Origin of the sequence: Bradyrhizobium sp. 17, assembly GCF_023073515.1 — a bacterium.
Classification (GTDB): Bacteria; Pseudomonadota; Alphaproteobacteria; order Rhizobiales; family Xanthobacteraceae; genus Bradyrhizobium; species Bradyrhizobium canariense_D.
This window is the reverse complement of the sequence record NZ_JADPJQ010000117.1, coordinates 95,299-118,120: the sequence shown is the minus strand read 5'-3', so window position 1 is coordinate 118,120 and position 22,822 is coordinate 95,299. Positions and strand designations below refer to the sequence as shown.

The 22,822-nt window shown below is 64.6% G+C and carries 26 protein-coding genes, 1 tRNA gene and 1 pseudogene; 7 read left to right on the top strand and 21 right to left on the bottom strand.

The window, feature by feature from the left end; genetic code table 11:
* Nucleotides 1-86 precede the first annotated feature (86 nt).
* On the bottom strand, nt 87-1,034 hold the full coding sequence (locus IVB13_RS25605; RefSeq protein WP_018453126.1) for a TAXI family TRAP transporter solute-binding subunit: 948 nt from the start codon (nt 1,032-1,034) through the stop codon (nt 87-89).
* Nucleotides 1,035-1,196: 162 nt separating this feature from the next.
* A complete protein-coding gene (locus IVB13_RS25600) occupies nt 1,197-1,676 on the bottom strand; it encodes a hypothetical protein (protein WP_018453125.1) in 480 nt (159 codons plus the stop codon).
* A 194-nt stretch (nt 1,677-1,870) separates the two neighbouring features.
* On the opposite strand from IVB13_RS25600, the gene IVB13_RS25595 reads away from it, so the two are divergent.
* Nucleotides 1,871-2,173: a hypothetical protein gene (locus IVB13_RS25595; RefSeq protein WP_026232467.1), complete on the top strand. Its 303-nt coding sequence runs from the start codon at nt 1,871-1,873 to the stop codon at nt 2,171-2,173.
* 159 nt (nt 2,174-2,332) lie between these two features.
* Here the strand turns inward: IVB13_RS25595 and IVB13_RS25590 are convergent, their stop codons facing one another.
* Both IVB13_RS25590 and IVB13_RS25585 read right to left on the bottom strand, forming a co-directional pair.
* Complete coding sequence (locus IVB13_RS25590; protein ID WP_247490875.1) at nt 2,333-3,547, bottom strand: hypothetical protein; 1,215 nt, start codon at nt 3,545-3,547, stop codon at nt 2,333-2,335.
* Nucleotides 3,548-3,617: 70 nt separating this feature from the next.
* A complete protein-coding gene (locus IVB13_RS25585; RefSeq protein WP_018453122.1) occupies nt 3,618-4,247 on the bottom strand; it encodes a CoA pyrophosphatase in 630 nt (209 codons plus the stop codon).
* 66 nt (nt 4,248-4,313) lie between these two features.
* Here IVB13_RS25585 and IVB13_RS25580 point away from each other — a divergent pair, with 66 nt between their 5' ends.
* From IVB13_RS25580 to IVB13_RS25565, 4 genes are all read left to right on the top strand, one after another.
* Complete coding sequence (locus tag IVB13_RS25580; RefSeq protein ID WP_026232466.1) at nt 4,314-4,739, top strand: PaaI family thioesterase; 426 nt, start codon at nt 4,314-4,316, stop codon at nt 4,737-4,739.
* 280 nt (nt 4,740-5,019) lie between these two features.
* Nucleotides 5,020-6,030 (top strand): aldo/keto reductase, encoded by a 1,011-nt coding sequence (locus IVB13_RS25575; RefSeq protein WP_018453120.1) that lies wholly within the window; start codon nt 5,020-5,022, stop codon nt 6,028-6,030.
* A gap of 13 nt (nt 6,031-6,043) precedes the next feature.
* Nucleotides 6,044-7,357: a tetratricopeptide repeat protein gene (locus IVB13_RS25570; protein WP_247490873.1), complete on the top strand. Its 1,314-nt coding sequence runs from the start codon at nt 6,044-6,046 to the stop codon at nt 7,355-7,357.
* A gap of 196 nt (nt 7,358-7,553) precedes the next feature.
* Nucleotides 7,554-8,144, top strand: a complete 591-nt coding sequence (locus IVB13_RS25565) for a hypothetical protein (protein ID WP_018453119.1) — start codon at nt 7,554-7,556, stop codon at nt 8,142-8,144.
* A 32-nt stretch (nt 8,145-8,176) separates the two neighbouring features.
* Here IVB13_RS25565 and IVB13_RS25560 read toward each other — a convergent pair.
* Nucleotides 8,177-8,310, bottom strand: a pseudogene (locus IVB13_RS25560) (oleate hydratase); the annotation flags it as partial.
* A 270-nt stretch (nt 8,311-8,580) separates the two neighbouring features.
* Between IVB13_RS25560 and IVB13_RS25555 the strand changes: the two are divergent.
* A complete protein-coding gene (locus IVB13_RS25555; RefSeq protein WP_247490871.1) occupies nt 8,581-8,901 on the top strand; it encodes a hypothetical protein in 321 nt (106 codons plus the stop codon).
* Between the two features lie 58 nt (nt 8,902-8,959).
* On the opposite strand, the gene IVB13_RS25550 is transcribed toward IVB13_RS25555, so the two are convergent.
* From IVB13_RS25550 to IVB13_RS25540, 3 genes are read right to left on the bottom strand one after another with little or no spacing between them, the layout of a single operon-like run.
* Nucleotides 8,960-10,231 (bottom strand): NAD(P)/FAD-dependent oxidoreductase, encoded by a 1,272-nt coding sequence (locus IVB13_RS25550; RefSeq protein WP_018453117.1) that lies wholly within the window; start codon nt 10,229-10,231, stop codon nt 8,960-8,962.
* Between the two features lie 10 nt (nt 10,232-10,241).
* Nucleotides 10,242-10,952, bottom strand: a complete 711-nt coding sequence (locus IVB13_RS25545; protein ID WP_026232465.1) for a dihydrofolate reductase family protein — start codon at nt 10,950-10,952, stop codon at nt 10,242-10,244.
* Nucleotides 10,953-10,971: 19 nt separating this feature from the next.
* Entirely contained in the window at nt 10,972-11,646 is a 675-nt protein-coding gene (locus tag IVB13_RS25540; protein ID WP_018453115.1) for a heme-binding beta-barrel domain-containing protein, read from the bottom strand.
* Between the two features lie 625 nt (nt 11,647-12,271).
* Here IVB13_RS25540 and IVB13_RS25535 point away from each other — a divergent pair.
* Entirely contained in the window at nt 12,272-13,414 is a 1,143-nt protein-coding gene (locus IVB13_RS25535; RefSeq protein ID WP_018453114.1) for a helix-turn-helix transcriptional regulator, read from the top strand.
* Nucleotides 13,415-13,427: 13 nt separating this feature from the next.
* Here IVB13_RS25535 and IVB13_RS25530 read toward each other — a convergent pair whose 3' ends face one another.
* From IVB13_RS25530 to IVB13_RS25470, 13 genes are all read right to left on the bottom strand, one after another.
* The gene (locus IVB13_RS25530) at nt 13,428-13,676 is read right to left on the bottom strand and encodes a hypothetical protein (RefSeq protein ID WP_007615460.1); all 249 of its coding nucleotides are present in this window, start codon (nt 13,674-13,676) and stop codon (nt 13,428-13,430) included.
* Between the two features lie 184 nt (nt 13,677-13,860).
* Nucleotides 13,861-13,936 (bottom strand) — tRNA-Phe (locus tag IVB13_RS25525).
* Between the two features lie 185 nt (nt 13,937-14,121).
* Entirely contained in the window at nt 14,122-14,304 is a 183-nt protein-coding gene (yacG, locus tag IVB13_RS25520; protein WP_007597555.1) for a DNA gyrase inhibitor YacG, read from the bottom strand.
* Nucleotides 14,305-14,459: 155 nt separating this feature from the next.
* Nucleotides 14,460-15,089 carry a Maf-like protein gene (locus IVB13_RS25515; RefSeq protein ID WP_007597557.1) on the bottom strand — a complete coding sequence of 210 codons (630 nt, stop codon included), beginning with the start codon at nt 15,087-15,089 and terminating at the stop codon, nt 14,460-14,462.
* A gap of 156 nt (nt 15,090-15,245) precedes the next feature.
* Nucleotides 15,246-15,713 (bottom strand): low molecular weight phosphatase family protein, encoded by a 468-nt coding sequence (locus tag IVB13_RS25510; protein ID WP_018453112.1) that lies wholly within the window; start codon nt 15,711-15,713, stop codon nt 15,246-15,248.
* Nucleotides 15,714-15,718: 5 nt separating this feature from the next.
* Nucleotides 15,719-16,216, bottom strand: coding sequence for a UPF0262 family protein (locus tag IVB13_RS25505; RefSeq protein WP_018453111.1), 498 nt, complete (start codon nt 16,214-16,216; stop codon nt 15,719-15,721).
* The gene (hisD, locus tag IVB13_RS25500) at nt 16,213-17,508 is read right to left on the bottom strand and encodes a histidinol dehydrogenase (protein WP_018453110.1); all 1,296 of its coding nucleotides are present in this window, start codon (nt 17,506-17,508) and stop codon (nt 16,213-16,215) included. Before hisD ends, IVB13_RS25505 begins: the two co-directional genes overlap by 4 nt.
* 152 nt (nt 17,509-17,660) lie before the next feature.
* Nucleotides 17,661-18,098: a DUF2948 family protein gene (locus tag IVB13_RS25495; protein ID WP_026232464.1), complete on the bottom strand. Its 438-nt coding sequence runs from the start codon at nt 18,096-18,098 to the stop codon at nt 17,661-17,663.
* 81 nt (nt 18,099-18,179) lie between these two features.
* The gene (locus tag IVB13_RS25490) at nt 18,180-18,839 is read right to left on the bottom strand and encodes an NAD(P)H-binding protein (RefSeq protein WP_018453108.1); all 660 of its coding nucleotides are present in this window, start codon (nt 18,837-18,839) and stop codon (nt 18,180-18,182) included.
* 134 nt (nt 18,840-18,973) lie between these two features.
* Nucleotides 18,974-19,798 (bottom strand): alpha/beta hydrolase, encoded by an 825-nt coding sequence (locus tag IVB13_RS25485; RefSeq protein ID WP_018453107.1) that lies wholly within the window; start codon nt 19,796-19,798, stop codon nt 18,974-18,976.
* A 19-nt stretch (nt 19,799-19,817) separates the two neighbouring features.
* Nucleotides 19,818-20,327, bottom strand: a complete 510-nt coding sequence (locus IVB13_RS25480) for a hypothetical protein (RefSeq protein WP_247490869.1) — start codon at nt 20,325-20,327, stop codon at nt 19,818-19,820.
* A 224-nt stretch (nt 20,328-20,551) separates the two neighbouring features.
* On the bottom strand, nt 20,552-20,860 hold the full coding sequence (locus IVB13_RS25475; protein WP_007615494.1) for an EthD family reductase: 309 nt from the start codon (nt 20,858-20,860) through the stop codon (nt 20,552-20,554).
* A gap of 237 nt (nt 20,861-21,097) precedes the next feature.
* Nucleotides 21,098-22,804 carry an FAD-dependent oxidoreductase gene (locus tag IVB13_RS25470; protein WP_018453105.1) on the bottom strand — a complete coding sequence of 569 codons (1,707 nt, stop codon included), beginning with the start codon at nt 22,802-22,804 and terminating at the stop codon, nt 21,098-21,100.
* Nucleotides 22,805-22,822 lie beyond the last annotated feature (18 nt).

Genomic DNA, 22,822 nt, shown 5'->3' with positions numbered 1-22,822 from the left:
CGGGCATCCACGATCTTTCTCGCCTGGCCTTAGAACGTGGATGGCCGGGACAAGCCCGGCCATGACGTCCGATAACGAGGCCGACGTTACTTGATCAGCCCCTTTTCCTTGTAATAGCGGATCGCGCCGGGGTGCAGCGGAACCGGGCTGCCGCTGGCGGCCGTCTCGAGCTTGATCTCCTTGCCGGCCGCATGCGCGTTGGCGAGTTCGGGCAGCGACTCGTAGACCAGTTTTGTCATCTGGTAGGCGAGATCGTCCGACACCGCCGAGCTGGTGACGAGGTAGTTGACCACCGCCGCAGTCGGCACGTCCTTGTCCTGCCCGGTGTAGGTGTTGGCGGGAATGGTCGCCGCGATGAAGGGCAGGCCGATCTTGTCGACGGTCTCCTTCGGCACCGACACCACCACGATCGGGCTCGAGGTCGACAGATCCTTCAGCGAGGCCACGCCGAGCCCGGCCGATTGCAGCGTCGCGCCGAGCTGGCGGTTCTTCATGAGGTCGACGGATTCGGCAAACGGCAGATACTCGACCTTGCCAAGATCCTTGTAGCTCATGCCGGCCGCCGCCAGGATGGCGCGCGAATTCAGCTCCGTGCCCGATTTCGGCGCGCCGACCGACAGGCTCTTGCCCTTGAGATCCGCAAGCGTCTTGATGCCGCTCTCGGCAGTCGCGACGATCTGGATGTAGTTCGGATAGATCGCGCCGATCGTGCGCAGCTTGTCGAGCTTGGACTTGAAGCCTGCTTCCTCGTCGCCATCCCAGGCCGCTTTCAGCGAGTCACCCAGCGTGAACGCGATCTCGCCGCGACCCTGCTGGAGCAGGATCAGATTCTCGACCGACGCCTTGGTGGCCTGCACCTGCGTCTTCACGTTAGGAATCTTGTCGCCGTAGATCTTCCCGATCGCGACCCCGAGCGGATAGTAGACGCCGGAGGTGCCACCGGTCAGCACATTGATAAAGGATTGCGCCTGCGCGCAAGGTGCCGAGGCCGCCAGAGCAAGAGCCGCGGCCACGCCGAAAATCGTTCGTTTCATGATCTTTCTACTCCCCAAACCGGCCGGAAGTTGGCCGGATGAGGGGGGCGGGTCAACCCATCCAAAAGTCAAAACAGGACTGCAGTAAATGGCTGTGCTGGTTCGATTTTTGGGGAACTCGCCAGGTGCGGCGAGGTGGCGCAGCCAGGTCTGGTCAGCCCCTCACTGGAAGGTCATGTCCAGGCATTTGGAGATGTCGGAGCCGAGGCCGGAGGAGATGATGATGCAGCCGCGCACCTTCTGCGCGCCGACGTCGGCGGCCCACACCGAGTAGCCGCCGGGGCCGAAGAACGAATTGGTGTTCGGCGGCTCGGTCTCGGTCGCGTCGAAATCGTAATGGCCGTCGGTGTCGAAGATGCGCGGCTTCTTGGTACAGCCGCCGTCGGTCTGGACGTTGATGACTTCCTTGTTGTCCCGGGTCAGCGCCAGCGAGACCTGACAACGGAAATATTCCGAGGTCTTGGTGTTGAAGAGGTAGGTGTATGACTTGCAGGTCGCGGTGTTCAGCTTGCCCGGGGCCAGGCCGCGGCTGCACGAGATCCTCTGGTTGTGGCTGAGCTGGTAATCATCGGCACGGGCGGCCGGCGCGAGCACCGTCAGCAACAGGCCGGCGGCCCAGCAAGCTTTAATGACGAGGTTCATTCGAATCATCCCCTACCCAATGTTTTTGTCGAATTGCGTTCTAGACGGAAAGCGGAACATAGTCGCGCGGGGACGAAGGGAAAATCACAAACTGCTCGGCAAGACGTGATGCGCTGCGGCGCTTTCGCAAATTGACCTGGAAGCGCCGTTCGTGATTTGTTCAAGCCGGGAGCCTCGATGGGGAGGATAGGGTGATGGCATTTTCGACAAGGATATTTTTGGTGACGGCCGTGCTCGGCGCGTTCGCTGCACCCGCATTGGCGCAGACCGCTGCAACACCTTGGGAGCTCAAGCCCGACACCGGCTACGCCTATGACAAGGACGGCAAGACCTTCTCCTACAAGATGGGCACCAGCAATGCCGGCGAACTTCTGAAGGGCGCCAAGAAGGTGCCGAAGGGCACGCTGTTCTTCCTCGGCCACAACGGCCAGCTCTACATGCGCAGCGGCCCGTATCTGGAAGGCGACGGCAAGTTCAAGTTCGGGTCGGATCAGTAGGGCGAGGTCGCGGCGACGCCACACACTGCTGTCGTCCCGGCGAAGGCCGCGACCCATACCGCGTGATCCCTCGATTGCGTACGGCCGCAGTACCGAACGACCGTCCTCCCAAACTATGCCCTGTGGTAATGGGTCCCGGCCTTCGCCGGACGACGCCGCCTAAAACGCCCCCGCCAGCTCGCGCGCGCCGGCGTTGTTGCTGTTGCTGTCCATCCTCGTATCCGTCACCGCCAGCAGCTTCGCCACCGTGTTGTGGCGGATCGCGACCGGGTTACGCTCGTAGCCGCCGCGCTGGAAGAAGTTCGAAGTCGGCACCTGCTCGCGCATTACCTGCGGCATTGTCACCATGTCGAGGCCGGTGCCGTCGCCGGTGAGGTTCATCATCTCGAGCTCGGCCGCGCTGAGCGGGCGGTTGTAGCCCTTGGCACGCGCGAACAGCACCGAGGTGAGCAGCTTGTGAGTCTGCAGCATCGGCCCGATATCGATGTCGAGCACCATGGCATGCATGGCCCAGCCCTGCGCGGTGTTGCCGATCTTCTCGTGCTCCGACCAGGTGTCGGGCACCGACTTGGCGTGCGCCACCATTTTCTTGAGCACAGTGAGCTTGTGCTCGAGCGACTGACGCGCCGGGCCTGAGGTCCGCGCCACCTTGTCAGAGAGAGCGCGGATGAATTCATGGCCTTGCTCGGCCAGCAGCTCGACGCTGTTGGTCGTCAGCAGCTGGTTGTAGCCCATCGCGGTCGAAATGGCGCGCTTGCCGCCATGTTCGATTCCCGCCTGCACGTCGTAACTGCCGGTGCCGCCGGTCTCGAACGCGTAGACCCGCACCGCCTGCTCGCGCGTCAGCCCCGAGGCCAGCGCGTAGCGTGCATAGACGCGCTTGAATTCGACTTCGTTGGCCGGCCGCTGTGGCGTGAACTGATAAAGCTCCTGCGCCGCGCGCAGCAGATCGGCGACCACCGGGATCGGCTTTTTCGTCGGGCGGTCCGGGGTTTCCTCCGGCTCCGGATTCACCGGCCGTTTCGGCCCGTTATAGAGCGGCGGATGCTCCAGCACGTAATCGTCGAGCGTGACCTGCTGCCCGCTGCGCCGCTTGGCATTACGGCCTTTCCGCTTCTCGGAGATCTGACTCCAATAGGCGCCGGCTTCCTCGTCAAAGGCCGCGCGCGCCGCCTGATACTCCTGCAGCTTGCGGCGATATTCCAGCACGGCGGGCGACACGCCGCCTTGCGCAAAGAACTGCGACAACAGCTGGGCATTGGCATTGCGGACGGCCGGCGGCAGCGCGTCGGATTCGCCGCCGCGCACGGCAGGCGCGAGCAGGATGAGCGCGAGTGGAACCAGTCTCACGGCATTTCGAATCGATTGATGCATGCTGCCCTCTTAGCAGGCATCCGGTAACTGTCACGTTAACGCGCCGTTTACCTCGTTTTCGCCCCTCGCATCATTTCCAGGCGAATACCGGCTGTTCCAGCTCGGTGACGCGGGTGTGCCGTCCTGCCAGCACTTCGCGGAACTGGTAGATCAGGGCCGCCGTCGGTGCGTGAATCAAGCTCGACTGATGATGGAAACGGATCACACGGCGCGTGCTCTCGGGGATCGCGACGAAATCGAAGGCGTCGGCGCGCTCGACCGTCGCAAGCGCGATGCGATGGACGGAGGCGACCTCGTCCGGGTTTGGTTTGATCGCGGCACTATCGGCGGCCCAGACCACGACCGGCGTGATCAGATAACCGGAGCGGGTCGGATAGTCATCGAGCGTGCCGAGCACCTCCGCGCCGGTGAGGCGCAGGCCAAGCTCCTCGTCGAGCTCGCGCAGTGCCGCCTGGACCGGCGTCTCGCCGGCATCGCAGCGTCCGCCGGGAAGAGCCCATTGGCCGCGATGGGCGCGCAGATGCGATGCGCGCAGCGTGAGCAGGAACGCCGTGTCATCGCGCTCGCTGGCTGCGGTCAGCGCAATCACCACAGCGGCACGCTTCAACGCCGCCGGCGCCTCATCCTCCGGCAGCCGCGTGAAGGCCGCACAGGCAGCCGCGATATTCCGCCGTGTGGCATCGTCGAACGGTCTCATCATGCTTGACTACACCACGTCCGGCCCCGATGAAACGAGATCGCACGACCCGCTCAGGAAATGGACGACATGACCAACAAGACCGCCGCGAGGCTGAAAGCAGACGGCTGGACCATCCTGGAGACCACGGGCTTCATGCACCTGATCGGCCCATTGTGGGAGCGCAAGGTCGACGGCCAGTACGAATTCGCACTTGCGACCGAGGACAAGCACCACAATCGCCGCGGCATGGTCCAGGGCGGCGTGATGATGACGTTCGCGGACCGTACCTGCGGCATGACTGCCCGCTATGTCTCGGGCAAGGAGTTCATGGCGACGGTGCAGCTCGACACACATTTCGTCGAAGCCGGCCAGATCGGCGACATCCTGATCTCCCGCCCGCGCGTGGTGCGCTCGACCCGCAGCCTGATCTTCATGAGCACCGAGGTGACGGTGGACGGCCGCTGCGTGGTGATGGCCAATGGTGTGTTCAAGATCTTGAAGGGGCCGGGGTAGGAGCGATACCCACCGCTGTCATTCCCCGCGCAGGCGGGGAATCCAGTACGCCGCGGCTTCTCGATTGAACTACAGCCCTCTCGGAATACTGGATCGCCCGGTCAAGCCGGGCGATGACAGCTGAGAGCGTAGCAAGCATCTCCGCCAACCGCGTCATTGCGAGCGCAGCGAAGCAATCCAGACTGCCGCCGCAGACGCATCTCTGGATTGCTTCGCTGCGCTCGCAATGACGGAGTGAGACGGTTATGCTGTCGCCAGAAGAAGCAGCAAGGACGCGCCCATGCAATACCGCCAACTCGGCCGCAGCGGCCTGAAAGTGTCGCCGATCTGCTTGGGCACCATGATGTTCGGCGGGCCGACCGATGAAGCCACCTCAAAGCGGATCATCGCGAAGGCGCACGAGGCCGGGGTCAATTTCATCGACACCGCCGACGCCTATTCCAAGGGCGCATCCGAACAGGTCGTGGGACGCGCCATCGGCAACAACCGTCACGCCTGGGTGCTGGCCACGAAACTCGCCAATCCCATGGGCGACGATCCCAACCGTGTCGGCCTGTCGCGACGCTGGGTCTTGCAAGCGGCGGATGAGAGCCTGAAGCGGCTCGGCACCGACCACATCGACATCTATTATCTGCACAAGGAAGACCATTCGACGCCGCTGGAGGAGACGGTGCGCGCGATGGGCGATTTGATCCGCGCCGGCAAGGTGCGCTATTTCGGCGTCTCGAACTACCGCGCCTGGCGCGTCGCCGAAATCTGCAACATCTGCGACCGGCTCGGCATCGACCGGCCCGCGGTGAGCCAACCCTATTACAACGCCATGAATCGCATGCCCGAAGTCGAGCACTTCCCGGCCTGCTCCTATTACGGCCTCGGCATCGTGCCCTATAGCCCCCTGGCGCGCGGCGTGCTGACCGGCAAATACACGCCCGACGCGGCTCCCGACAAGGAGACGCGCGCGGGCCGCAATGACACCCGCATGATGCAGACCGAATGGCGGCCGGAATCGCTCCAGCTGGCGCAGGAGATCAAGGCCCACGCCGAGAAAAATGGCATCACCGCAGGCCAGTTCGCGGTCGCCTGGGTGCTGAACTCCGCCTTTGTCTCCTCGATCGTTGCCGGCCCGCGCACCGAGGAGCAATGGGACGGCTATACCGGCGCGCTCGACTATCGCTTCACCGCCGAGGACGAGGCGCTGATCGACAGACTGGTCGTGCCGGGTCATCCCTCGACGCCAGGCTACAACGACCCGGCCTATCCGATTGAAGGACGTCGCGCGCGGACGGCCTGAGCCGGAGACAAGAATGGCCCTCGAAGATCGCTACGGCCTGCCGCTCTCTACCTCTTCGCCCAAGGCGGCGTCCGCTTATCGCGAAGGCGTCGACCTCATGCTCGCGGGCTGGACCGGCACGGCGGAAACCTTGGAGTGCGCGATTGCGGCCGATCCGGATTTTGCGCTGGCCCATATCGCCCGCGCCCGCCTGCATGGCTTCTATCAGCAAGGCGATCTGGCACGGCAGAAGGCGGCACTCGCCCGTGAGCTCGTGGCGACACGCGGCACGGAACGCGAGCGTTCGCATGTCGAGACGCTGGCGCTTTCAATTGAGGGCCGGCTGCCCGAGGCAATCGCGGCGACGATGAAGCACGTCGAGGCGTGGCCGCGCAATGCATTGGTGCTGTCGCTGCCGCTCGGCGCCTTCGGCCTGTTCGCGTTCTCCGGCATGGCCGATCACGACCGCGCCCGGCAGGAGCTGTGCGAGCGCGTCGCGCATGACTATGGCGAGGATTGGTGGTTCCTCACCATGTACGGCTGGGCGATGACCGAGAACGGCAATGTCAGTCGCGGCCGCGGTGTCACCGAGCGCGGCTTCGAGCTGCGCCGGCAGAATGCCCATGCCGTGCACGCCGTGCTGCATGCGATGTTCGAGGACGGTTCGATCGAAGCGGCCGACCGGCTCGTCGACGACTGGATCCCCTGTTACGACCGCGCCGGGATCTTGCACGGCCACATCCGCTGGCATCAGGCGCTCGGCGCGCTGGAGCATGGCGATGCCGCGCGGGCGCTCGCGATCTATGCCGATGTGCTGCAGCCAAAGGCCACACAGGCGCCGCCGCTCAATCTCGTCACCGACGGTGCGTCACTGCTCTGGCGCCTGTCGGCTTACGGCCACGTCGTGCCGAGAGCGCTCTGGGTCGAAGCCGATGCCACCGCGCAAAGACTGTTTCCGAAATCGAGCCTGCCCTTCGCCGATATCCACATGGCACTGTTCGCAGCCGCAACGCAAAATCGCGAGGCGCTTGTCGCGCGGTTGACCGCGATCGAGCAGCGGCTCGCCGATGGCAAGCTGCCGGCCGGCCCCGTCGTGCCGGCGGTCTGCCGCGCGCTGGCAGCCTTTGCGGACGAGGATTACGCGGCATGCGTGCAAATGCTCGCGCCGGTCCTCGACGAGGTCGTGCGTCTCGGCGGCAGCCACGCCCAGCGCGAGTTGATCGAGGACACTTTTGTCGTTGCCCTCATGCGCAGCGGCGACCTGCCGCGCGCCCGCGCCCTGCTCGACGCCCGCCTGCACCGCCGCCCATCCTTGCGCGATACGCGCTGGCGGGCGGCTATGGGGTAGCCCGCCACGAAAAAAACACCGGCCTGACGGCAAGTGCTGGCCGGGAATGGGTTGGGCGATATGGGCGAATTGCCGTTGGGGTGGCGCGGTGGTATTTCAGACGAGTCCGGCAGAACAAACGGGATCGCAACCAATTTACGGTTCGCTGGTTATCCGACGGGACTTTTCGGTCGTTCCCTGGCATGTGAGCCTTCCGATGCGCCTCTGCCGCCCCATCCTCGCTGCTGCCCTCGTCGCCACCTTGGTCCTCTTGGCAAGCCCTTGTTTTGCCGAGTCTTCCGCGCCGATTCCCGTCAACAATCCGCCCGGGCAACAGACCGCCTTTATCGACTTGCTGGCGCTGATGTCCGGCCACTGCAAGACGTTGAAGGTTGCCGGCCGCACCTTCCCCTGCAAGACGGTCGCCTACGCTCATGGTGACAAGGGCCGGGTCAATTTCACGGTCGCGGTCGACGATCCCGCTGATGACAATCACGTCGTGTCGTTCTCCGGCGAGAACGGCAAGCGCGCCGACGACAATTCCTACGAGCTGCCGATCGACCGCATGCTGCTCAACTCCAAGGACCGCCCCAAGGTCGACGGGCTGCCGGTGCCGGCCGAGCAGACCTCCACCGGCCTCTGCCGCCAGACCGGCAATTTCGCCGCCAAGAAGGTGAACGACGTCACCTGCTCCGCGACCGACAGCGAGGGCCGGAAGTACGAACTCCTGTTCGTCTCCGACGGCACGCCGGTGAGCGTGCGCCGCATCAGGCAGTCGGCGCCGTCGATCCAGGATCCGTTCAAATAGCTCCATCCGTTACGTGAACGCCTTTCCAGCGTCGCGAAGAAGGCGAGATTGACGGAATTCCTGGGCACCGGCAGCGGTCGGCCGCGCTGCGCGGCATGAACATGCTGGTGATGTAGGGCATGCGGCAGGGAATGCAGATCGCATCCTCGAAGACGCCAGGGTCGAATTCAGATGGCCGCGCACCAGCTGTGTGTCGAAGCCGAGATTGCTCACCGACGAATTCGCGCGCATCGTCACCACCGATGACGTGATTGCGTCATTCGCGGCAGAGTGATGGCAGAGTTGCGATCACGCCGGTGATGCGACAATAGATCTCAAGAGACGCACGCAGCCGCGCGAACCGGACCAATGTAACTGCGTCGTTTCGACGCCCGCACTGGCCGGAACGTGCCGGATGACCATGTGTTGTCACACGACATTCAACCGGAGTGATGACATGAAGTATCTCTTTGTCGCGATGGCCGTCGGTGCTGCGGCGCTTGTCGGCGGATCCGCGGCGAACGCGGCCAATCATTCAAGTGCGAAACAGAACGCGCCAGCCGCCCAGTTAACCGATATCAGCGCGCAGCACAGGCACCACCATCACGGCTATCGCCATCACTGGCGTCCTCACCACCATCACGGATTTCATCGTCCGCACTACCGGAGCTACGGCTATTATCCGCGGCACCACGGCTATTACGGCGGTGGACCGTACGGATATTACGGCGGCGGCGGTCCCAGCGTGACGTTCGGCTTCGGCGGCAGCCGCTGGTAAGACGAAAGGCAGCAAGACGAAGGGCTCGCGAAACGCGGGCCTTTCTTTGCTCGTCAGCCTATTCCCGCAAGATTATCCCCGCCGTCTGTTGACCGCTCGCCAGCGCCGCTTCGACTGTACCCATGTCGGCTCCGCGATAGAGCGCCTCGCCGGAGAACAGCACCGGACCGTCGGCGCGCGCAAGGATCGTTTGCGCCTCGCGCGTTCGCGGCGTCGCCCAGGAATAAGCGCCGCGGGCGTAGGGATCGTGCGCCCAGTTTGTCGCGACCGCGATGACGAGTTCGCGTGCGAGGTCCTGGCCCGACAGGCCAAAGACGATCGCAAGCGAATCGAGCCCGGTATCGATCAGCGCTTGCGGGTCGAGACGCGACAGCGCTGCCGTGCGCGGGCCGCCGAACCATCCGGTCAGCACGGGATGCCGGTTCGGATATTGCGTCCACCACACCGGGATGGCCTGGTCGGACAAAAGGAAGGCCATGTCCGCGAGCTCTTCCTTGCGCTCACGCCACCATGGCCGCCTGAAGCGCAGCAGGATTTTTATCACGTTACCGAAGCCGATATCGTCGGCCGCCGCCGCCTTCGCGCGCGCGCGGCTCGGCAGCCCGATCTCGCGCAACAACGGCAACGGAACGGTGATGATCACGCGATCGCAGCCCTGCACGTCGCCGCCGACACAGCGAACGACGATCGCGCCGCCCTCCTCCTCGATCGCCGACACCACGCAGCCGAAGCGAAACGTCACGCCAAGCTTGCGGCACTCGGCTGCCAGGAAGTCGATCATCCCACCATAGCCGCCCTTGATGCGCGCCTGCGGAGAGTGCCCGCCAGCCATCCATTCCTCGCGCAGCGCCAGCGTGGAGGCGGACTCGGGATCGGCCGCATCATAGCCCTCAACCATTCGCTCGATCGAATGGCGCAGCCGCGCATGCTCATCCCCGGCAAAATGCCGGCGCAGGAAATCGGCGACAGTGAGGTCGTCGTTCAATTCCCGGACCACGGCGTGCAGCTCAGCCTGATGCGGATCGTGGCGATCCTCGCGCACGATGTCAGCGCCGTCAAAGCCCCATCGCTCGCCCTCGATCTCCTGTAGGGACAGCCCGGCTTCACGCAGCAACGCGCGCGTGACCGGCGCCTCGCCGTGGACGAATTCGGCGCCGCCGTCGGCGGGGTAGCCGAACTCCGAAGCAGGCAGCGGGTGGATGCGGCCGCCGCAGCGCTCGCGCGCCTCCAGGATTGTCACGGTCCTGCCCGCGCGCGCCAGCTCGCGCGCCGCCATCAGACCGGCCGCGCCGGCACCGACAATGACGATATGCTCGGATGTTGCCGACATCTCGGTGCTGTTACTTGCCCACGGCCTGCGGATCGTTCTGGATCAGATAACGCAGCAGCAGGACGCCGCCACCGAGATCCCGCGTGCTCTCCAGCGTCATCGCGCTCAGCGGTGCGCGCCGGTCGCCGTCCGAGTCCGTGGAATCGAACACGAAGGGCGCGCCCTTGGCACCGTCGATCGCGGGACTGAGGATCAGGTTGAACTCGTCGATCAGGCCGGCACGCAGGAACGCGCCGTTGGCGACACCGCCGCCCTCCACCAGCAGGCGCTTCACGCCGAGCTCGCGGTTGAGGATGTCCAGCGTCAGCGCGAGGTCGATCTCGGACTTGCCGGCAAAGATATAGGACACGCCCTCGCCGCGGAGCCCCGCGAGATGCGAATCGGCGACGCTCTCGGTCAACACGACGACGATCGGATCGCCGCCGATATCGGAGCGGCCCCAGCCGATCTTGCCCTGCGCATCGAGCACGACGCCATAGGTTTTCGCGTCGCGTCGCACAAACCAGTTTTCGCGCGGAAATTTCGCGTCCGCCGTCGTGGGATAGGCATCGCCCTTGGCGAACTCCGAGCCGGTGATGCGGCCGATCACCCAGGCGTCGCCGCCGAGCTCGTCGTGGATCTTCTCGAACCAGTCCGTTCCTGCCCCCTTCGGGCGCCAGCGGCTCGGATGGGTGCGGCCGTCCAGACTCGAATGCATCAGGCAGATGACGTAAGGCTTCATGCGTATCTCCGGGCCGCGCTCAGGCAGCCGGCTCATTGCCCTTCTCATTCCCCGTGGCGCGATCGTTCACGATCAAAGCGAGGGGATTGAGCTTTGGCGGCGCGATGAGTTTCAGCGTGTTGGTGTCGCGATGGTTGAACGGCGCGCCGTGCACGAACAACTCGGTCTGGATCAGATAGGTCCAACTGCCGTCGTCGTTGAAGGTGATGTCGCAGCGGTAAGCATCGGTGCGGAACGCTTGTTCCAGAAAATCAGTCGAGCAGATCCCGTAAGCGGTGTCGCCGCGCTTGGCGGTCACGGAGATCTCCTTGTCGCCCGGCCCGGCCTTGCCCGACGCCAGCAGCACCTGCCCGCGCGGAATCGCCAGCGTCTGCATGATCAACCCGGTCGCGGGCTCCCACAACCAGTAGCCGACCTGGTCGTGGAAGGTGATGTCTTCCTCGGGCGTGTTGATGTGGATGTGATACCGCAGCCCATAGAGCAGCTGCGGCCCGTTGGCCTGCGGATCGATCGGGTCCATCCGGATGCGCTCGATGAAGGTCCGCCGCTCCGGCCCCTCGGCCTTCGGATTGATGTCGATACCCTTGTCGGCCTGCCAGACACCGGCGAGACGGCGGAGCGGGCCGAGATTGGCAAGTCCGTCGGGCGAGACGTCCTCGGGCTCGGTGAAGATATCGGCGGGAAGGGGGAGCATGGGTGTCCTCGCGTCGTTGCGAGGCAGCAATAGCATGAGAGCGCGGGCGTGGCTCGTTCTCCAGCCTCACAATCGCGAATGGACATAGGCGCCACGCGCAGACGATGCATGACGCGAAGCGGAGCCGAACCTCCTCAGTTCGGCTCCGTCGCCAGGACGCTTAGTGGCGGTGGTCCCGGACGATGGGTTGATTGCGATGGTCGCCCACGATGGGCTGGTCGCGATGGTCGCAGACGATGCGTCGTCGCGCTCGAGGGTGTAACCACGTCGCCAATGCGATCGCTGGATGGAGTTGTGCATGGAGTTCTGCCTTTCGCTTGGTGGATCACTGCGAGCTACCTGACAACAAGGTAGATTTTGCAATCGACGTCGAATCTGCCGCAGTTTTAATCAGACACCCGAGCGTCGGGCTTATGCAGCCAAGGCGTTGACGTTCCGTAATTCGTGAAAATCATGGCAGCCGCCCAGGAGAGCGTCATAAGCATTTGTGTTCGGTGTTCCCGTTTGCGCCACGGAATCACGATGATAAGATCACCTCAGGATTGTGAAATACACCATAGGCGACGAAGCCACTCCTAAACTAGCGTTCACGTGACGTCCGTTATTTTCAAGTGAGTGGTTTGGAATGCAGCAGGCTTCGGTCGAGAAGTTCTCGGACCTCATCGGCAGTGTCTATGATTGTGTGATCGCGCCGGAAGGCTGGACCGAAGTTCTAGATCAGATCTGCGCCCAGTTCGGCTTTGCCACCGGCGCGCTCTCGGTCGCCAGCCTCACCAACATGAAGGCCGTCGTCAATGCGGTCTCCGGGTCCGACCTGGCCCAGATGGCCCAGAACGGGGTCGGCTACGGCCCCGACATCATCGAGCTCTGGGGCGGCGCCGAACGCATTCGGCAATACCCGCTCGGCGAGCCGGTCGTTCAATCCCAAGCCGTCCGGCCGGACGTTATTTCCAGCAACCGCTACTATCGCGAATGGGCCATGCCCAGGGGCCTGTTCGACGCCGTTGCCGTCGGCCTCGTTCGCGACAGGACGATGGTTGGAAATGCGATATTCAGCCAGCATGAGTCGGCAGGCCGGATCGACGATGCGCAGGTCGACGGATTGCGCCTTCTGGCGCCTCACATCCGCCGCGCCGTGACGATCAGCAATCTGTTCGACATGAAGGCGGTGGAAGCCAACACATTCGCGGCGACGGTGGAGGCCCTGACGGTGGGCGTCGTCCTGGCCGACGAGGATTCGAAGATCGTTCACACCAACGCCGCAGCCGCGGCGATGCTCGCGGCCGGCGATCCGATCGTGGCAAGGCATGGCAGGATCGCGGTTCAATCCGCGGCGAGCACGGCCACATTGCAATCAGCCGTCGCGCAGGCGGCAAAGGACGAGGCGACGCTCGGGCAAAAAGGCATCGGCATCCCGATCCCTCGCCAAAGCGGTGAGCCTCTCGTCATCCACGTTCTGCCGCTGCGACGCAGCCACACACGATCCGGTCTGATCCAGAGCGCCGCTGCCGCCGTGTTCGTGACGTCAGCCTCCGGGCCGCCGCGATTGCTTCACGATGCGCTCAACCAGCTCTATGACCTGACGCCGGCCGAGATTCGCATCTTCGAGCTCATCTGCGAGGGACACACACGAGACGCAATCTCGGCCTTGCTCCGCGTTTCCGTCAGCACCGTGAAGAGCCATCTCATTCACGTCTTCGAAAAGACGGGCTGCCGGCGCCAGGTCGATCTGGTCAGGCTCGCGAAATCGCTGACGTTCCCGGTGTAACAGAAGACCGCGCTCAAGCCGCTTCCGACGTTGATCGCGCACGCTGCTCGAGCACGCCGATCGTCGAGACCAAATTGTCGCGTCGCGCGCGAAGATTCAGCGCAAGAAGCGGATAGGTCGGCTGAAGCACGTCAAACACCCCTGCTCTCGCCTCTTCCTCGAGAATGTCGGTGTTGATGAGTCTAACGCGCCACCACAAATCGGCGACCAACGCATCGAGCCGGAGTTCGCCGGCAGCACCAGAACGGGACATTTCTTGCATCACTTGCCTCAACCTGAAACGGCCTCTCTTCCAAGGCCAGACTTTGGTCCTGGCTGAGCAAGCAGAGTGCCAGCAACGGCGGGCGCGATCTGGTTCCGGAACGGATTGCTGCGCGAGCCGGCTGGTCAAGGCTTGGCGCTCAAGGCTTGGCGCTGGGCAAGATGTTGCCCGTGGAGAGCGAAAATGGTGCCCAGGGGCGGAATCGAACCACCGACACTGCGATTTTCAGTCGCATGCTCTACCAACTGAGCTACCTGGGCGTGCTCCAAAGAGGGGCCAAAGCCCATCGAGCGGGCGGTTTATAGTGGGCTGAAGGCTGCCTGTCCACCCACGCTTCGCCGATGGCTTCGCGGGGCGTGGCCCGGCTGTGCACAAGGCAGGACGTGGCTCGGAGGCAACGCCGCGTAGCGGTGCATCTACAATTTAAATGCTTGATAGAACAGGGTTATTCCTCTCCGTCTGCCTCGTCATCCCGGCCGGGAATGACATAGGAGCCTTTCAGCCAGCGGTTCAGATCGACGTCGCGGCAGCGCGAGGAGCAGAACGGGCGGGTGGCCTCGGACTGCGGCTTGCCGCAGATCGGACAGGTTTTGAGGGGGCTTGCGGGCTTTTTCACCTGGTCGTCCATAGGGTGCTCAGCTTACACGAGGTGAGAGAGTTCAAGAGCCCGTCGCCAAAGGGGTTCCTCCGGCGGAAGCGCAGGCGTCCCGGCCAGATTTCCGCGGGGCAATTCTACTGTGCATGGGGTTGTTTTCGCGATTTTTGCAGGAGCGGCTTTTCGGCTCAGACGGCGGTGGCGTTGAGCCAGCCGAAGCGGATCGGGAAACCTTCGCCGCCCAGCAGCGTGGTGGTCTCGTAGAGCGGCAGGCCGACCACGTTGGTGTAGGACCCCACCATCTTGACCACGAAGGAGCCGGCGATGCCCTGCACCGCGTAGCCGCCGGCTTTGCCGCGCCATTCGCCGGAGCCGATATAGGCCTGAATGTCGTCCTCCGAGAGGCGCTTGAAGCGGACGCGGGTCTCGACCAGGCGCTGGCGGAAGGCCTCGCGCGGCGTCACCAGGGTGATCGCGGTGTAGACGCGGTGGTTGCGACCCGACAGCAGCCGCAGGCACTGCGCGGCCTCGTCGACGAGGTTGGCTTTGGGCAAGATGCGGCGGCCGACCGCCACCACCGTGTCGGCGGAGAGGATGAAGGCGCCGCGCAGCTCGTCGTCAAGCTGCACCGATTTGAGCGCCGCATCCGCCTTGGCCCGCGCGAGCCGGTTGGCGCAGGCGCGCGGCAGCTCGCCCCGCTTCGGCGTCTCGTCGACGTCGGCGGGCCGGAGCGCGTCCGGCTCGATGCCGGCCTGGTTGAGCAGCGACAGGCGCCGCGGCGAACCGGAGGCGAGAACGAATTTGGGGCGGCCGAGCATCAGGTGATTTGGGGAATGAAGCAGGGGGTGAATTGCGCGCGGAACCTATCGGACGGGGGCTGATTTCACAACCCGGGAACCCGGACTTTACTGATTCGACGGGTACAGGATGCGTGTGCCTGCAGTCTGTGACGCGGGTGTTACGGGCGCCGAATGCTACCCGTTCGCCGCGCCCACCTTCGAAAACCGCCGGCGGATGCGCAGCAGGAGCTGGTCGCAGACGTCGCGATAGGCAGCCAACTTCTGGTCGCGGCTGCCTTCCATGGTGGTGGGATCATGCGTCGGCCAATACTCGACGTCGGCGGCAAGCGTGCGGGTCAGCTCCAGCGCCTTGTGATGCGCCTCCGGCGACAGCGTGATGATCAGGTCGAAATTCAACCCCTCCCAATCCTCCAGTTCCTCGAAGGTCTGAGGCTTGTGGGCGGAGATGTCCTGGCCGAGCTCGGCCATCACGGACACCGCGAACGGATCGAGTTCGCCGCGCCTGGCGCCGGCCGATTTCACGTAGAGCCCTTGCGGAAACATGTGCCGCAGCAGGCTCTCGGCCATCGGCGAGCGCACGCTGTTCATGGCGCAAGCGAACAGCACCGATTGCGGATCGCGTGCGCGTGGCGGACCCGCCATCGCGCTTAACCCTTCCAGTGCAGAACGGTAATGAGCGTGAACAGCCGGCGCGAGGTCTCGAAATCGACCCGCACCTTGCCCTTCAGCCGCTCCTGCAGCGTGCGCGAGCCCTCGTCATGGATGCCGCGGCGGCCCATGTCGATGGCCTCGATCTTGTCCGGCGTCGCTGTGCGGATCGCCTGATAGTAGCTGTCGCAGATCATGAAATAGTCCTTCACGATCCGCCGGAACGGCGTCAGCGACAACAGATGCGCGACCACGGGCGTGCCGTCCTCGCGACGGATGTCGAACATCAGCCGGCTGCCGGTGATCCCGATATGCAGCGTGAACGGCCCCTTCCCGTCGGCGCCCTCCGGCGCGAACAGGTTCTGCTCGATCAAATCGTAGATCGCGATCGCGCGCTCATGCTCGATGTCAGGCCCGGAACGGCCGATCGAGTCCTCGTCGAGCGTGACGCCGACGATGCGATTGGTCGAGTCGTCCTGTTCGGGCGGCTGGGTCATGACAAATTGAGGCGCAATCCAATCGAGCGCGAATGGGCATCTAGCCCCTCCGCCTTGCCGAGAATCATCGCGGCTGGTCCCAGCGCACGCAGCTGATCCGGGCCGCATTTCAGGATCGAGGTGCGCTTGAGGAAATCGTGCACCGAGAGCCCCGACGAGAATCGTGCCGAGCGCGCCGTCGGCAGCACATGGTTGGAGCCGCCGACATAGTCCCCGATCGCCTCCGGCGTATGCGGCCCGAGGAACACGGCGCCGGCGTTGCGGATTTTTGCGGCGAGCGCGTCGGGATCTTGCGTCATGATCTCGAGATGTTCGGCGGCAATCGCATCCGCGAGCGGAATGGCGTCGTTGAGGTTCTTCACCATGATGATGGCGCCGAAATCGGCCCACGAGGCGCTGGCGATTACGGCGCGCGGCAGCGTCTTCAACTGCGCCTCGACGGCTTTTTCGACATCGGCGGCAAGGCGCGCGGAATCGGTAATCAGGATCGACTGCGCGCTGGCATCGTGCTCAGCCTGGGCCAGCAGGTCGGCGGCAATCCAGTCGGCATTGCCGGTGTCATCGGCGATGACGAGCACCTCGGAGGGACCCGCGATCATGTCGATGCCGACCTTGCCGAAGACCAGCCGCTTTGCCGCGGCGACATATGCATTGCCGGGGCCGACGATCTTGGCGACGGGCGCGATCGTCGCGGTGCCATGGGCGAGCGCGGCCACCGCCTGCGCACCGCCGACGCGATAGATCTCGGTGACGCCACCAAGCTTTGCCGCCGCCAGCACCAGCGGATTGAGCTTGCCGTCGGGCGAGGGCACCACCATGACGAGACGCGTCACGCCGGCGACCTTTGCCGGCACCGCATTCATCAGCACCGAGGACGGATAGGCCGCGGTGCCGCCGGGCACGTAGAGGCCGGCGGATTCGATCGCGGTGTAGCGCCAGCCGAGCTCGACGCCGAGCTGATCGGTGAAGCGCTCGTCCTTCGGCAGTTGGCGGCGGTGATAGGTCTCGATGCGATCGCGCGCGAGCTTGAGCGCATCCAGCGTCGCTGCATCACAGGCTTTCACCGCGGCCTCGATCTCGGCGGCGGTGACGCGCAGGTCGGATGCATCGAGCGTCAACCGGTCGAACTTTGCCGTGGCCTCGAGCAAGGCGGCATCGCCCCGCTTCGCCACGTCGTCGACGATGGCACGCGCGGCCGCCTCGACATCGGCCGAGGCCTCGCGCTTGGCGGCGAGGAAGGCCCCGAATCGCTGGTCAAAATCGGCGCTGCTGCGGTCGAGACGAACGGGCATCTTGGCTTCTAACTGGTTTTTGGGGGCGCGGTTTGGCTCACCAGGCCCCTGCTCAATGGCGCGGCGGGGAAGCTGCGTCAACCCTTGAGCCGGGCCGCTCCCCTCCGGCGTCGTCCTGGCGAAACCGGAAGGCGTGGCGTTGGCATGCCACCTCACCCCTCGCCTTCAGCCTCCAACCCCGTCCCCAGCTGATCCGCCCCCAGATCAGTCAGCTCGCATTCCAGGCATTCGACGTCGAGGCGGATGGCGCCGCCTTGGGCAAACAGCAGCAGGGCGCTCCCGCCGGGGGCGTCCTGGCCGTGGAATTCGATGCCGACAAGGTCCAGGACAGTGTCCGGCGCGTCGAGGTCGATGTCGCGCGACTTGCAGGCGAGCACGCGGTCGAACCGGAGAGCCGCCACCAGCCTGCGCGGCTCGGCTTCGCCGTCCAGCGTCTGCTCCCAGTCCAACCGGCTCATGCCGACGACCAGCCGCTTTTCACTTTGCCGCCAGATGATGTCCGAGGGCTGCACGCGGGCGTCCTGGACGTGGGCCGAGATTACGGAGAGGTCGTCGGCGTCGAGTGCGATCAGTTTGAGCTGGGGAGACATCGACGGCGCTTTCTCCTTCGGGCGGATAGGGCTCAACGCGCGCGGGCGGCGAAATTTCCCTAGAACTAATGCCCTACGGGACTAGAGGCTATTGATATCCTCCATCTCCAGCACCTTTCGCGGATACCCCTCCCGCGCAACCCGGATCATGGCGCGGCCGATCTGCTCGGTCGAGGTAACGAGCCGCGGCGAGAGCCGGCGCAGCACCGACCACAGCGGCCAACTTGCTGCATACACGGCCTGCACCCACGCAGTCTTGGAGCGGGCACCGTGGAGCGGTTGGATCGCACCGGGCCGGAACATGTAGGCCGCCTTGAATGGCAGCTTGAGCAGGTCGTTCTCGGTCTTGCCCTTGATCCGCGCCCACATCCGCGAACCCTGCTCGGTGGAATCAGTGCCGGCGCCCGTGACATAGACGAATGTCATCTGCGGATTGAGCCGTGCCAGCGCGGTCGCCGCTGCGAGCGTGATGTCATAGGTCAGATGGCGGTAGCGCTCCTCGCTCATGCCGATCGAGGAGACGCCGAGGCAGAAGAAGCAGGCATCGAAGCCGGTGAGCTGCGCTTCGATCGCCGAGTAGTCCGTGAACTCGCCGTGTGTGATCTCGGTGAGCTTGGCGTGGCGCACGCCGGTCGGGCTGCGGCCGACCACGAGCACGCGATCGATGCGGGCATCGATCAGGCATTCGCGCAAGACGCCCTGCCCGACCATGCCGGTCGCGCCGAAGATGATGATCTGCATCGGGATCCCCGCAGCGCGCCTTCCGCGGCAGACTGACTAATGAAAGGCTGCAACCACCGGCTCACACGCGACTGGAACGTGTTCGCACCCGGCCGGTTCGAAATCAGATCGGTCCGCGCGTGGACTGAGGCCGCTCACCCCTTGAAGAACGCAAGCAGGTCCGCGTTGATGGTCTCGGCGTGCGTCGTCGGCATGCCGTGCGGGAAACCCTTGTAGGTCTTCAGCGTGCCGTTCTTCAAGAGCTTGGCCGACAGCGGCGCGGAATCGGCGAAGGGCACGATCTGGTCGTCGTCGCCGTGCATCACCAGCACCGGCACATTGATCTTCTTCAGATCCTCGGTGAAGTCGGTCTGCGAGAACGCGACGATGCCGTCGTAATGGGCTTTCGCGCCGCCCATCATGCCCTGGCGCCACCAGTTCTGGATCACCGCTTCCGACGGCTTTGCGCCGGGACGGTTGTAGCCATAGAAGGGGCCGGCCGCGATGTCGCGGTAGAAGCTGGCGCGGCCGGCAGCGAGCTGCACCTGGAAATCGTCGAACACGCTCTTGGGCAGGCCGCCGGGATTAGCCTCCGTCTTCAGCATCAGCGGCGGCACTGCGGAGAGGATCGCGGCCTTCGCCACCCGGCTCTCGCCATGGCGCGCGATGTAATGCACGACTTCGCCGCCGCCGGTGGAGTGGCCGACATGGATCGCGTTCTTGAGATCGAGATGGGCCGTCACGGCTGCGAGATCATCGGCATAATGATCCATGTCGTGGCCGTCGGCGACCTGCGACGAACGGCCATGGCCGCGACGGTCATGCGCGATGACGCGATAGCCGCGCGTGACGAAGAACATCATCTGCGCGTCCCAGTCGTCAGCCGACAGCGGCCAGCCGTGACTGAACACGATCGGCTGGCCACTTCCCCAGTCCTTGTAGAAGATCTCGACGCCGTCCTTGGTGGTGATGGTGGGCATTGCTAGGCTCCTTGTATGTTCAGGCGACCGCCATCGGCTTGAAGCGGCGCCAGGCGCCGATGGTGAACACCACGAAGAACACCAGCACGAGGCCCTGCACCACGGCGAACACCGGACCTCCGGGCGGCGCCGGCGCCACGGCGGGAGCGAGCGCGGCGAGCGCCGGCACCTTCAGGAACGACTGGATCACCAGCACGAAGACGTTGAAATAGAGCGAGATCATCGCGGTCACGATGTAGACCGGGCGCCACACCCCAGCGAGCTTCATGCCGTAGAGCGCGACGCAGGCGATCGCGAGCAGGACCAGCGAGATGATGCCGATGATATGCGACGGCAGCAGCTCCTTGAACGGAAACAGGAAGCCGGTGGCGCTGGTGAGGATCGTGAACGCTAAGAAAATCGTGGTGAGGCGCAGCATCGGCTTCGAGCCGAGCAGGCCGAACATCACGACAAGGCCGGCGGCGATGCCGATCAGGCTGATGATGACATGAACCAGCGTGAAGGCGGGCAAGCTCAACCCAAGAACCATGACATCTCTCCTACTCTCCATATTGAGGTCGGGATTGATATTACGGTCCTCATCGAATTGCCACACGCGCTGGCGTCACACATGCGTGCGCAGCCATGCGTCGTCGTGCGAATAGAAAACGCATGGCTGAATTATTTGCACCGCTGTCACAAACGACGGCAGTTGTAGCCCGGATGGAGCGAAGCGAAATCCGGGGCTACGAGTCGACGAAGTCGAATCGCGGTTCACACTTCCTTGGTGTCGAAGATCAACAGGTCGGCGCCGCCACTGGCGAATTTCGGCACGTCGGCACCGGTCGCCTTGCCTTCCGGGCTAGCGAATGCCGCCTGGATGTCGGCTGTGCTGTCGAAGGTGAGAATGGCGACGAGATGGATTCCGGAAGGTCCAGCGGGGGAGCCGACCGGCCCCTTGCTGATGGCGTACTTCTTCAAGCCTGGAAGTTTCTTGGCGAGCGGAATATGGGTCTCGGCATAGTATTTGTCGAAGGCCGCAGCATCCGTGGGCGTTTTATACAGCACGACGATTTCAGCCATTTAGTCCTCCCGTTAAGCGCTTCTTTGTCGATCCTCATGGTGAGGAGGCGCGCGAGCGCCCCTGCGGACTATGCTTGCGCATCGCCGCGCGAACCATGCAGGCCCGGCTTCGGCAGCTGGGCCTTCATCCTTCGAGACGCGCGCAATGCGCGCTCCTCAGGATGAGGAGATAGTCAGGCATCACACCGCAAGATGGCAAGCCTCATTCGACTTGCCATTTACTTGCCTTGTCCTTGACTAAAGCGCCGGTTTTGCGGCGTCGCCGAGGAAGCCGTGCAGGGAGGCCACGACCTGGGCGCCTTCGCCGATGGCGCCGCCGACGCGCTTGACCGAGCCGGAGCGGACGTCGCCGACGGCGTACACGCCGGGCACCGACGTCTCCAGCGGCGCAACCAGCCGGCCCTGGTTCTGCTCGGACTGCGCGCCTGTGACGACGAAGCCGCCGCGATCGAGCGTGATGCCGCAGCCGTCGAGCCAGCTGGTGGCGGGATCGGCGCCGACGAACAGGAAGAGATTGCGGATGTCGGCGAAATCCTCGTCGGCCGAGAGCCGGCTCTTCCAGCGGATGCGCCGCAGCAGCGAGGCCTCGTCGCCTTCGAGCGCCGTGATCTCGGTGTTGAACATCAGTTCGATGTTCGGCGTGGCTTCGATGCGCTCGATGAGATAGCGCGACATGCTGGCGCCGAGACCGCCGCCGCGGATGATCATCAGCACTTTTTTGGCGTGCCCCGACAGGAACACAGCGGCCTGCCCCGCCGAGTTTCCGGCGCCGACCAGCGCCACTTCCTCGCCGGCGCAGAGCTTCGCCTCGACCGGCGAGGCCCAATACCAGACGCCACGGCCTTCGAACTTGTCGAGGTTCTCGATCTCGGGCCGGCGATAGCGTGCGCCGCTTGCGACCACCACCGCGCGCGAATGCAGGGGATCGCAGCCGTCAAGCGCCACCGAGAACGCGCCGTCCTTGCGCGTGCAGTCGAGCGACTTCACCGTCACCGGGATCATGATTTCCGCGCCGAACTTTTGTGCCTGGTTGAAGGCGCGCGCGGTCAGGGCCTGGCCGGAAATGCCGGTCGGAAAGCCCAGATAGTTTTCGATGCGCGCGCTGGCGCCGGCCTGGCCGCCGAAGGCGCGGGTGTCGAGCACGGCGACGGAGAGGCCTTCGGACGCGGCATACACGGCCGTGGCGAGCCCGGCTGGCCCCGAGCCGACGATCGCGACGTCGTAGATACGGTCGTTGCGCGGACCGCCGATCATGCCGATCGCGCGCGCAAGCTCGGTTTCGCCGGGATTGCGCAGCACCGCACCATCGGGTGTGACGACCAGCGGCCAGTCGTCCGGCTTGGGCGAATAACGCGCGATGACGTCGGCGGCGTCGCGATCGCGCGCGGGATCGAGCAGATGATGCGGCTGGCCGTTGCGGGTGAGGAAGCCCTGCAACCGCACCACGCCTGCCGAATGCGACGGACCGATCAGCACCACGCCGCCGACGCCGCCCTGGAGCAGATTGACCCGGCGCAGGATCAGCGCGCGCATGATGCGCTCGCCGAGTTCGGCCTCGGCGACCAGCAGCGCGCGCAGCCGCTCCGGCGGCAACAGCAGCGTCTCGACATCGCCTTCGGCGCGGCCGTCGACCAGCGCCGGCCGTCCGGAGAGCTGGCTCAGCTCGGCCAAAAATTGCCCCGGCCCCTGATCGATCAACGGCGTGACATGGCCGAGGCCGTCGCGCTGGGTGATGGCGACGTGGCCCTTGAGCACGACGAACATGCCGGGTCCCGGCTTACCGGTCTCGAACAGGAATTCCCCATCGGCATAGTTGCGGACCTCGCCGAAATGCCTGACACGCCCGATCTCGGCTGGTGTCAGCGCCGGAAAGGTCTGTTCAGGGCGGGTGAACCGCGACATCTGCGCGTCACTCTCGGGTCGTTGCGATTCGTCCTGCCCCATTGCCACGTCCATGCACTC

Bases quoted from the DNA above. Each gene is read 5' to 3' on its own strand.
- IVB13_RS25580 (WP_026232466.1), top strand. From the start codon at position 4,314: ATGACCAACAAGACCGCCGCGAGGCTGAAAGCAGACGGCTGGACCATC.
- IVB13_RS25505 (WP_018453111.1), bottom strand. From the start codon at position 16,216: ATGACCCAGCCGCCCGAACAGGACGACTCGACCAATCGCATCGTCGGC.
- IVB13_RS25555 (WP_247490871.1), top strand. From the start codon at position 8,581: ATGAAGTATCTCTTTGTCGCGATGGCCGTCGGTGCTGCGGCGCTTGTC.
- IVB13_RS25590 (WP_247490875.1), bottom strand. From the start codon at position 3,547: ATGCATCAATCGATTCGAAATGCCGTGAGACTGGTTCCACTCGCGCTC.
- IVB13_RS25545 (WP_026232465.1), bottom strand. From the start codon at position 10,952: ATGAAGCCTTACGTCATCTGCCTGATGCATTCGAGTCTGGACGGCCGC.
- IVB13_RS25585 (WP_018453122.1), bottom strand. From the start codon at position 4,247: ATGATGAGACCGTTCGACGATGCCACACGGCGGAATATCGCGGCTGCC.
- IVB13_RS25495 (WP_026232464.1), bottom strand. From the start codon at position 18,098: ATGTCTCCCCAGCTCAAACTGATCGCACTCGACGCCGACGACCTCTCC.
- IVB13_RS25605 (WP_018453126.1), bottom strand. From the start codon at position 1,034: ATGAAACGAACGATTTTCGGCGTGGCCGCGGCTCTTGCTCTGGCGGCC.
- IVB13_RS25535 (WP_018453114.1), top strand. From the start codon at position 12,272: ATGCAGCAGGCTTCGGTCGAGAAGTTCTCGGACCTCATCGGCAGTGTC.
- IVB13_RS25480 (WP_247490869.1), bottom strand. From the start codon at position 20,327: ATGGTTCTTGGGTTGAGCTTGCCCGCCTTCACGCTGGTTCATGTCATC.
- IVB13_RS25575 (WP_018453120.1), top strand. From the start codon at position 5,020: ATGCAATACCGCCAACTCGGCCGCAGCGGCCTGAAAGTGTCGCCGATC.
- hisD (WP_018453110.1), bottom strand. From the start codon at position 17,508: ATGCCCGTTCGTCTCGACCGCAGCAGCGCCGATTTTGACCAGCGATTC.
- IVB13_RS25470 (WP_018453105.1), bottom strand. From the start codon at position 22,804: ATGGGGCAGGACGAATCGCAACGACCCGAGAGTGACGCGCAGATGTCG.
- IVB13_RS25475 (WP_007615494.1), bottom strand. From the start codon at position 20,860: ATGGCTGAAATCGTCGTGCTGTATAAAACGCCCACGGATGCTGCGGCC.
- IVB13_RS25550 (WP_018453117.1), bottom strand. From the start codon at position 10,231: ATGTCGGCAACATCCGAGCATATCGTCATTGTCGGTGCCGGCGCGGCC.
- IVB13_RS25490 (WP_018453108.1), bottom strand. From the start codon at position 18,839: ATGCAGATCATCATCTTCGGCGCGACCGGCATGGTCGGGCAGGGCGTC.
- IVB13_RS25600 (WP_018453125.1), bottom strand. From the start codon at position 1,676: ATGAACCTCGTCATTAAAGCTTGCTGGGCCGCCGGCCTGTTGCTGACG.
- yacG (WP_007597555.1), bottom strand. From the start codon at position 14,304: ATGGACGACCAGGTGAAAAAGCCCGCAAGCCCCCTCAAAACCTGTCCG.
- IVB13_RS25515 (WP_007597557.1), bottom strand. From the start codon at position 15,089: ATGCTCGGCCGCCCCAAATTCGTTCTCGCCTCCGGTTCGCCGCGGCGC.
- IVB13_RS25540 (WP_018453115.1), bottom strand. From the start codon at position 11,646: ATGCTCCCCCTTCCCGCCGATATCTTCACCGAGCCCGAGGACGTCTCG.
- IVB13_RS25595 (WP_026232467.1), top strand. From the start codon at position 1,871: ATGGCATTTTCGACAAGGATATTTTTGGTGACGGCCGTGCTCGGCGCG.
- IVB13_RS25565 (WP_018453119.1), top strand. From the start codon at position 7,554: ATGCGCCTCTGCCGCCCCATCCTCGCTGCTGCCCTCGTCGCCACCTTG.
- IVB13_RS25510 (WP_018453112.1), bottom strand. From the start codon at position 15,713: ATGGCGGGTCCGCCACGCGCACGCGATCCGCAATCGGTGCTGTTCGCT.
- IVB13_RS25570 (WP_247490873.1), top strand. From the start codon at position 6,044: ATGGCCCTCGAAGATCGCTACGGCCTGCCGCTCTCTACCTCTTCGCCC.
- IVB13_RS25485 (WP_018453107.1), bottom strand. From the start codon at position 19,798: ATGCCCACCATCACCACCAAGGACGGCGTCGAGATCTTCTACAAGGAC.
- IVB13_RS25530 (WP_007615460.1), bottom strand. From the start codon at position 13,676: ATGCAAGAAATGTCCCGTTCTGGTGCTGCCGGCGAACTCCGGCTCGAT.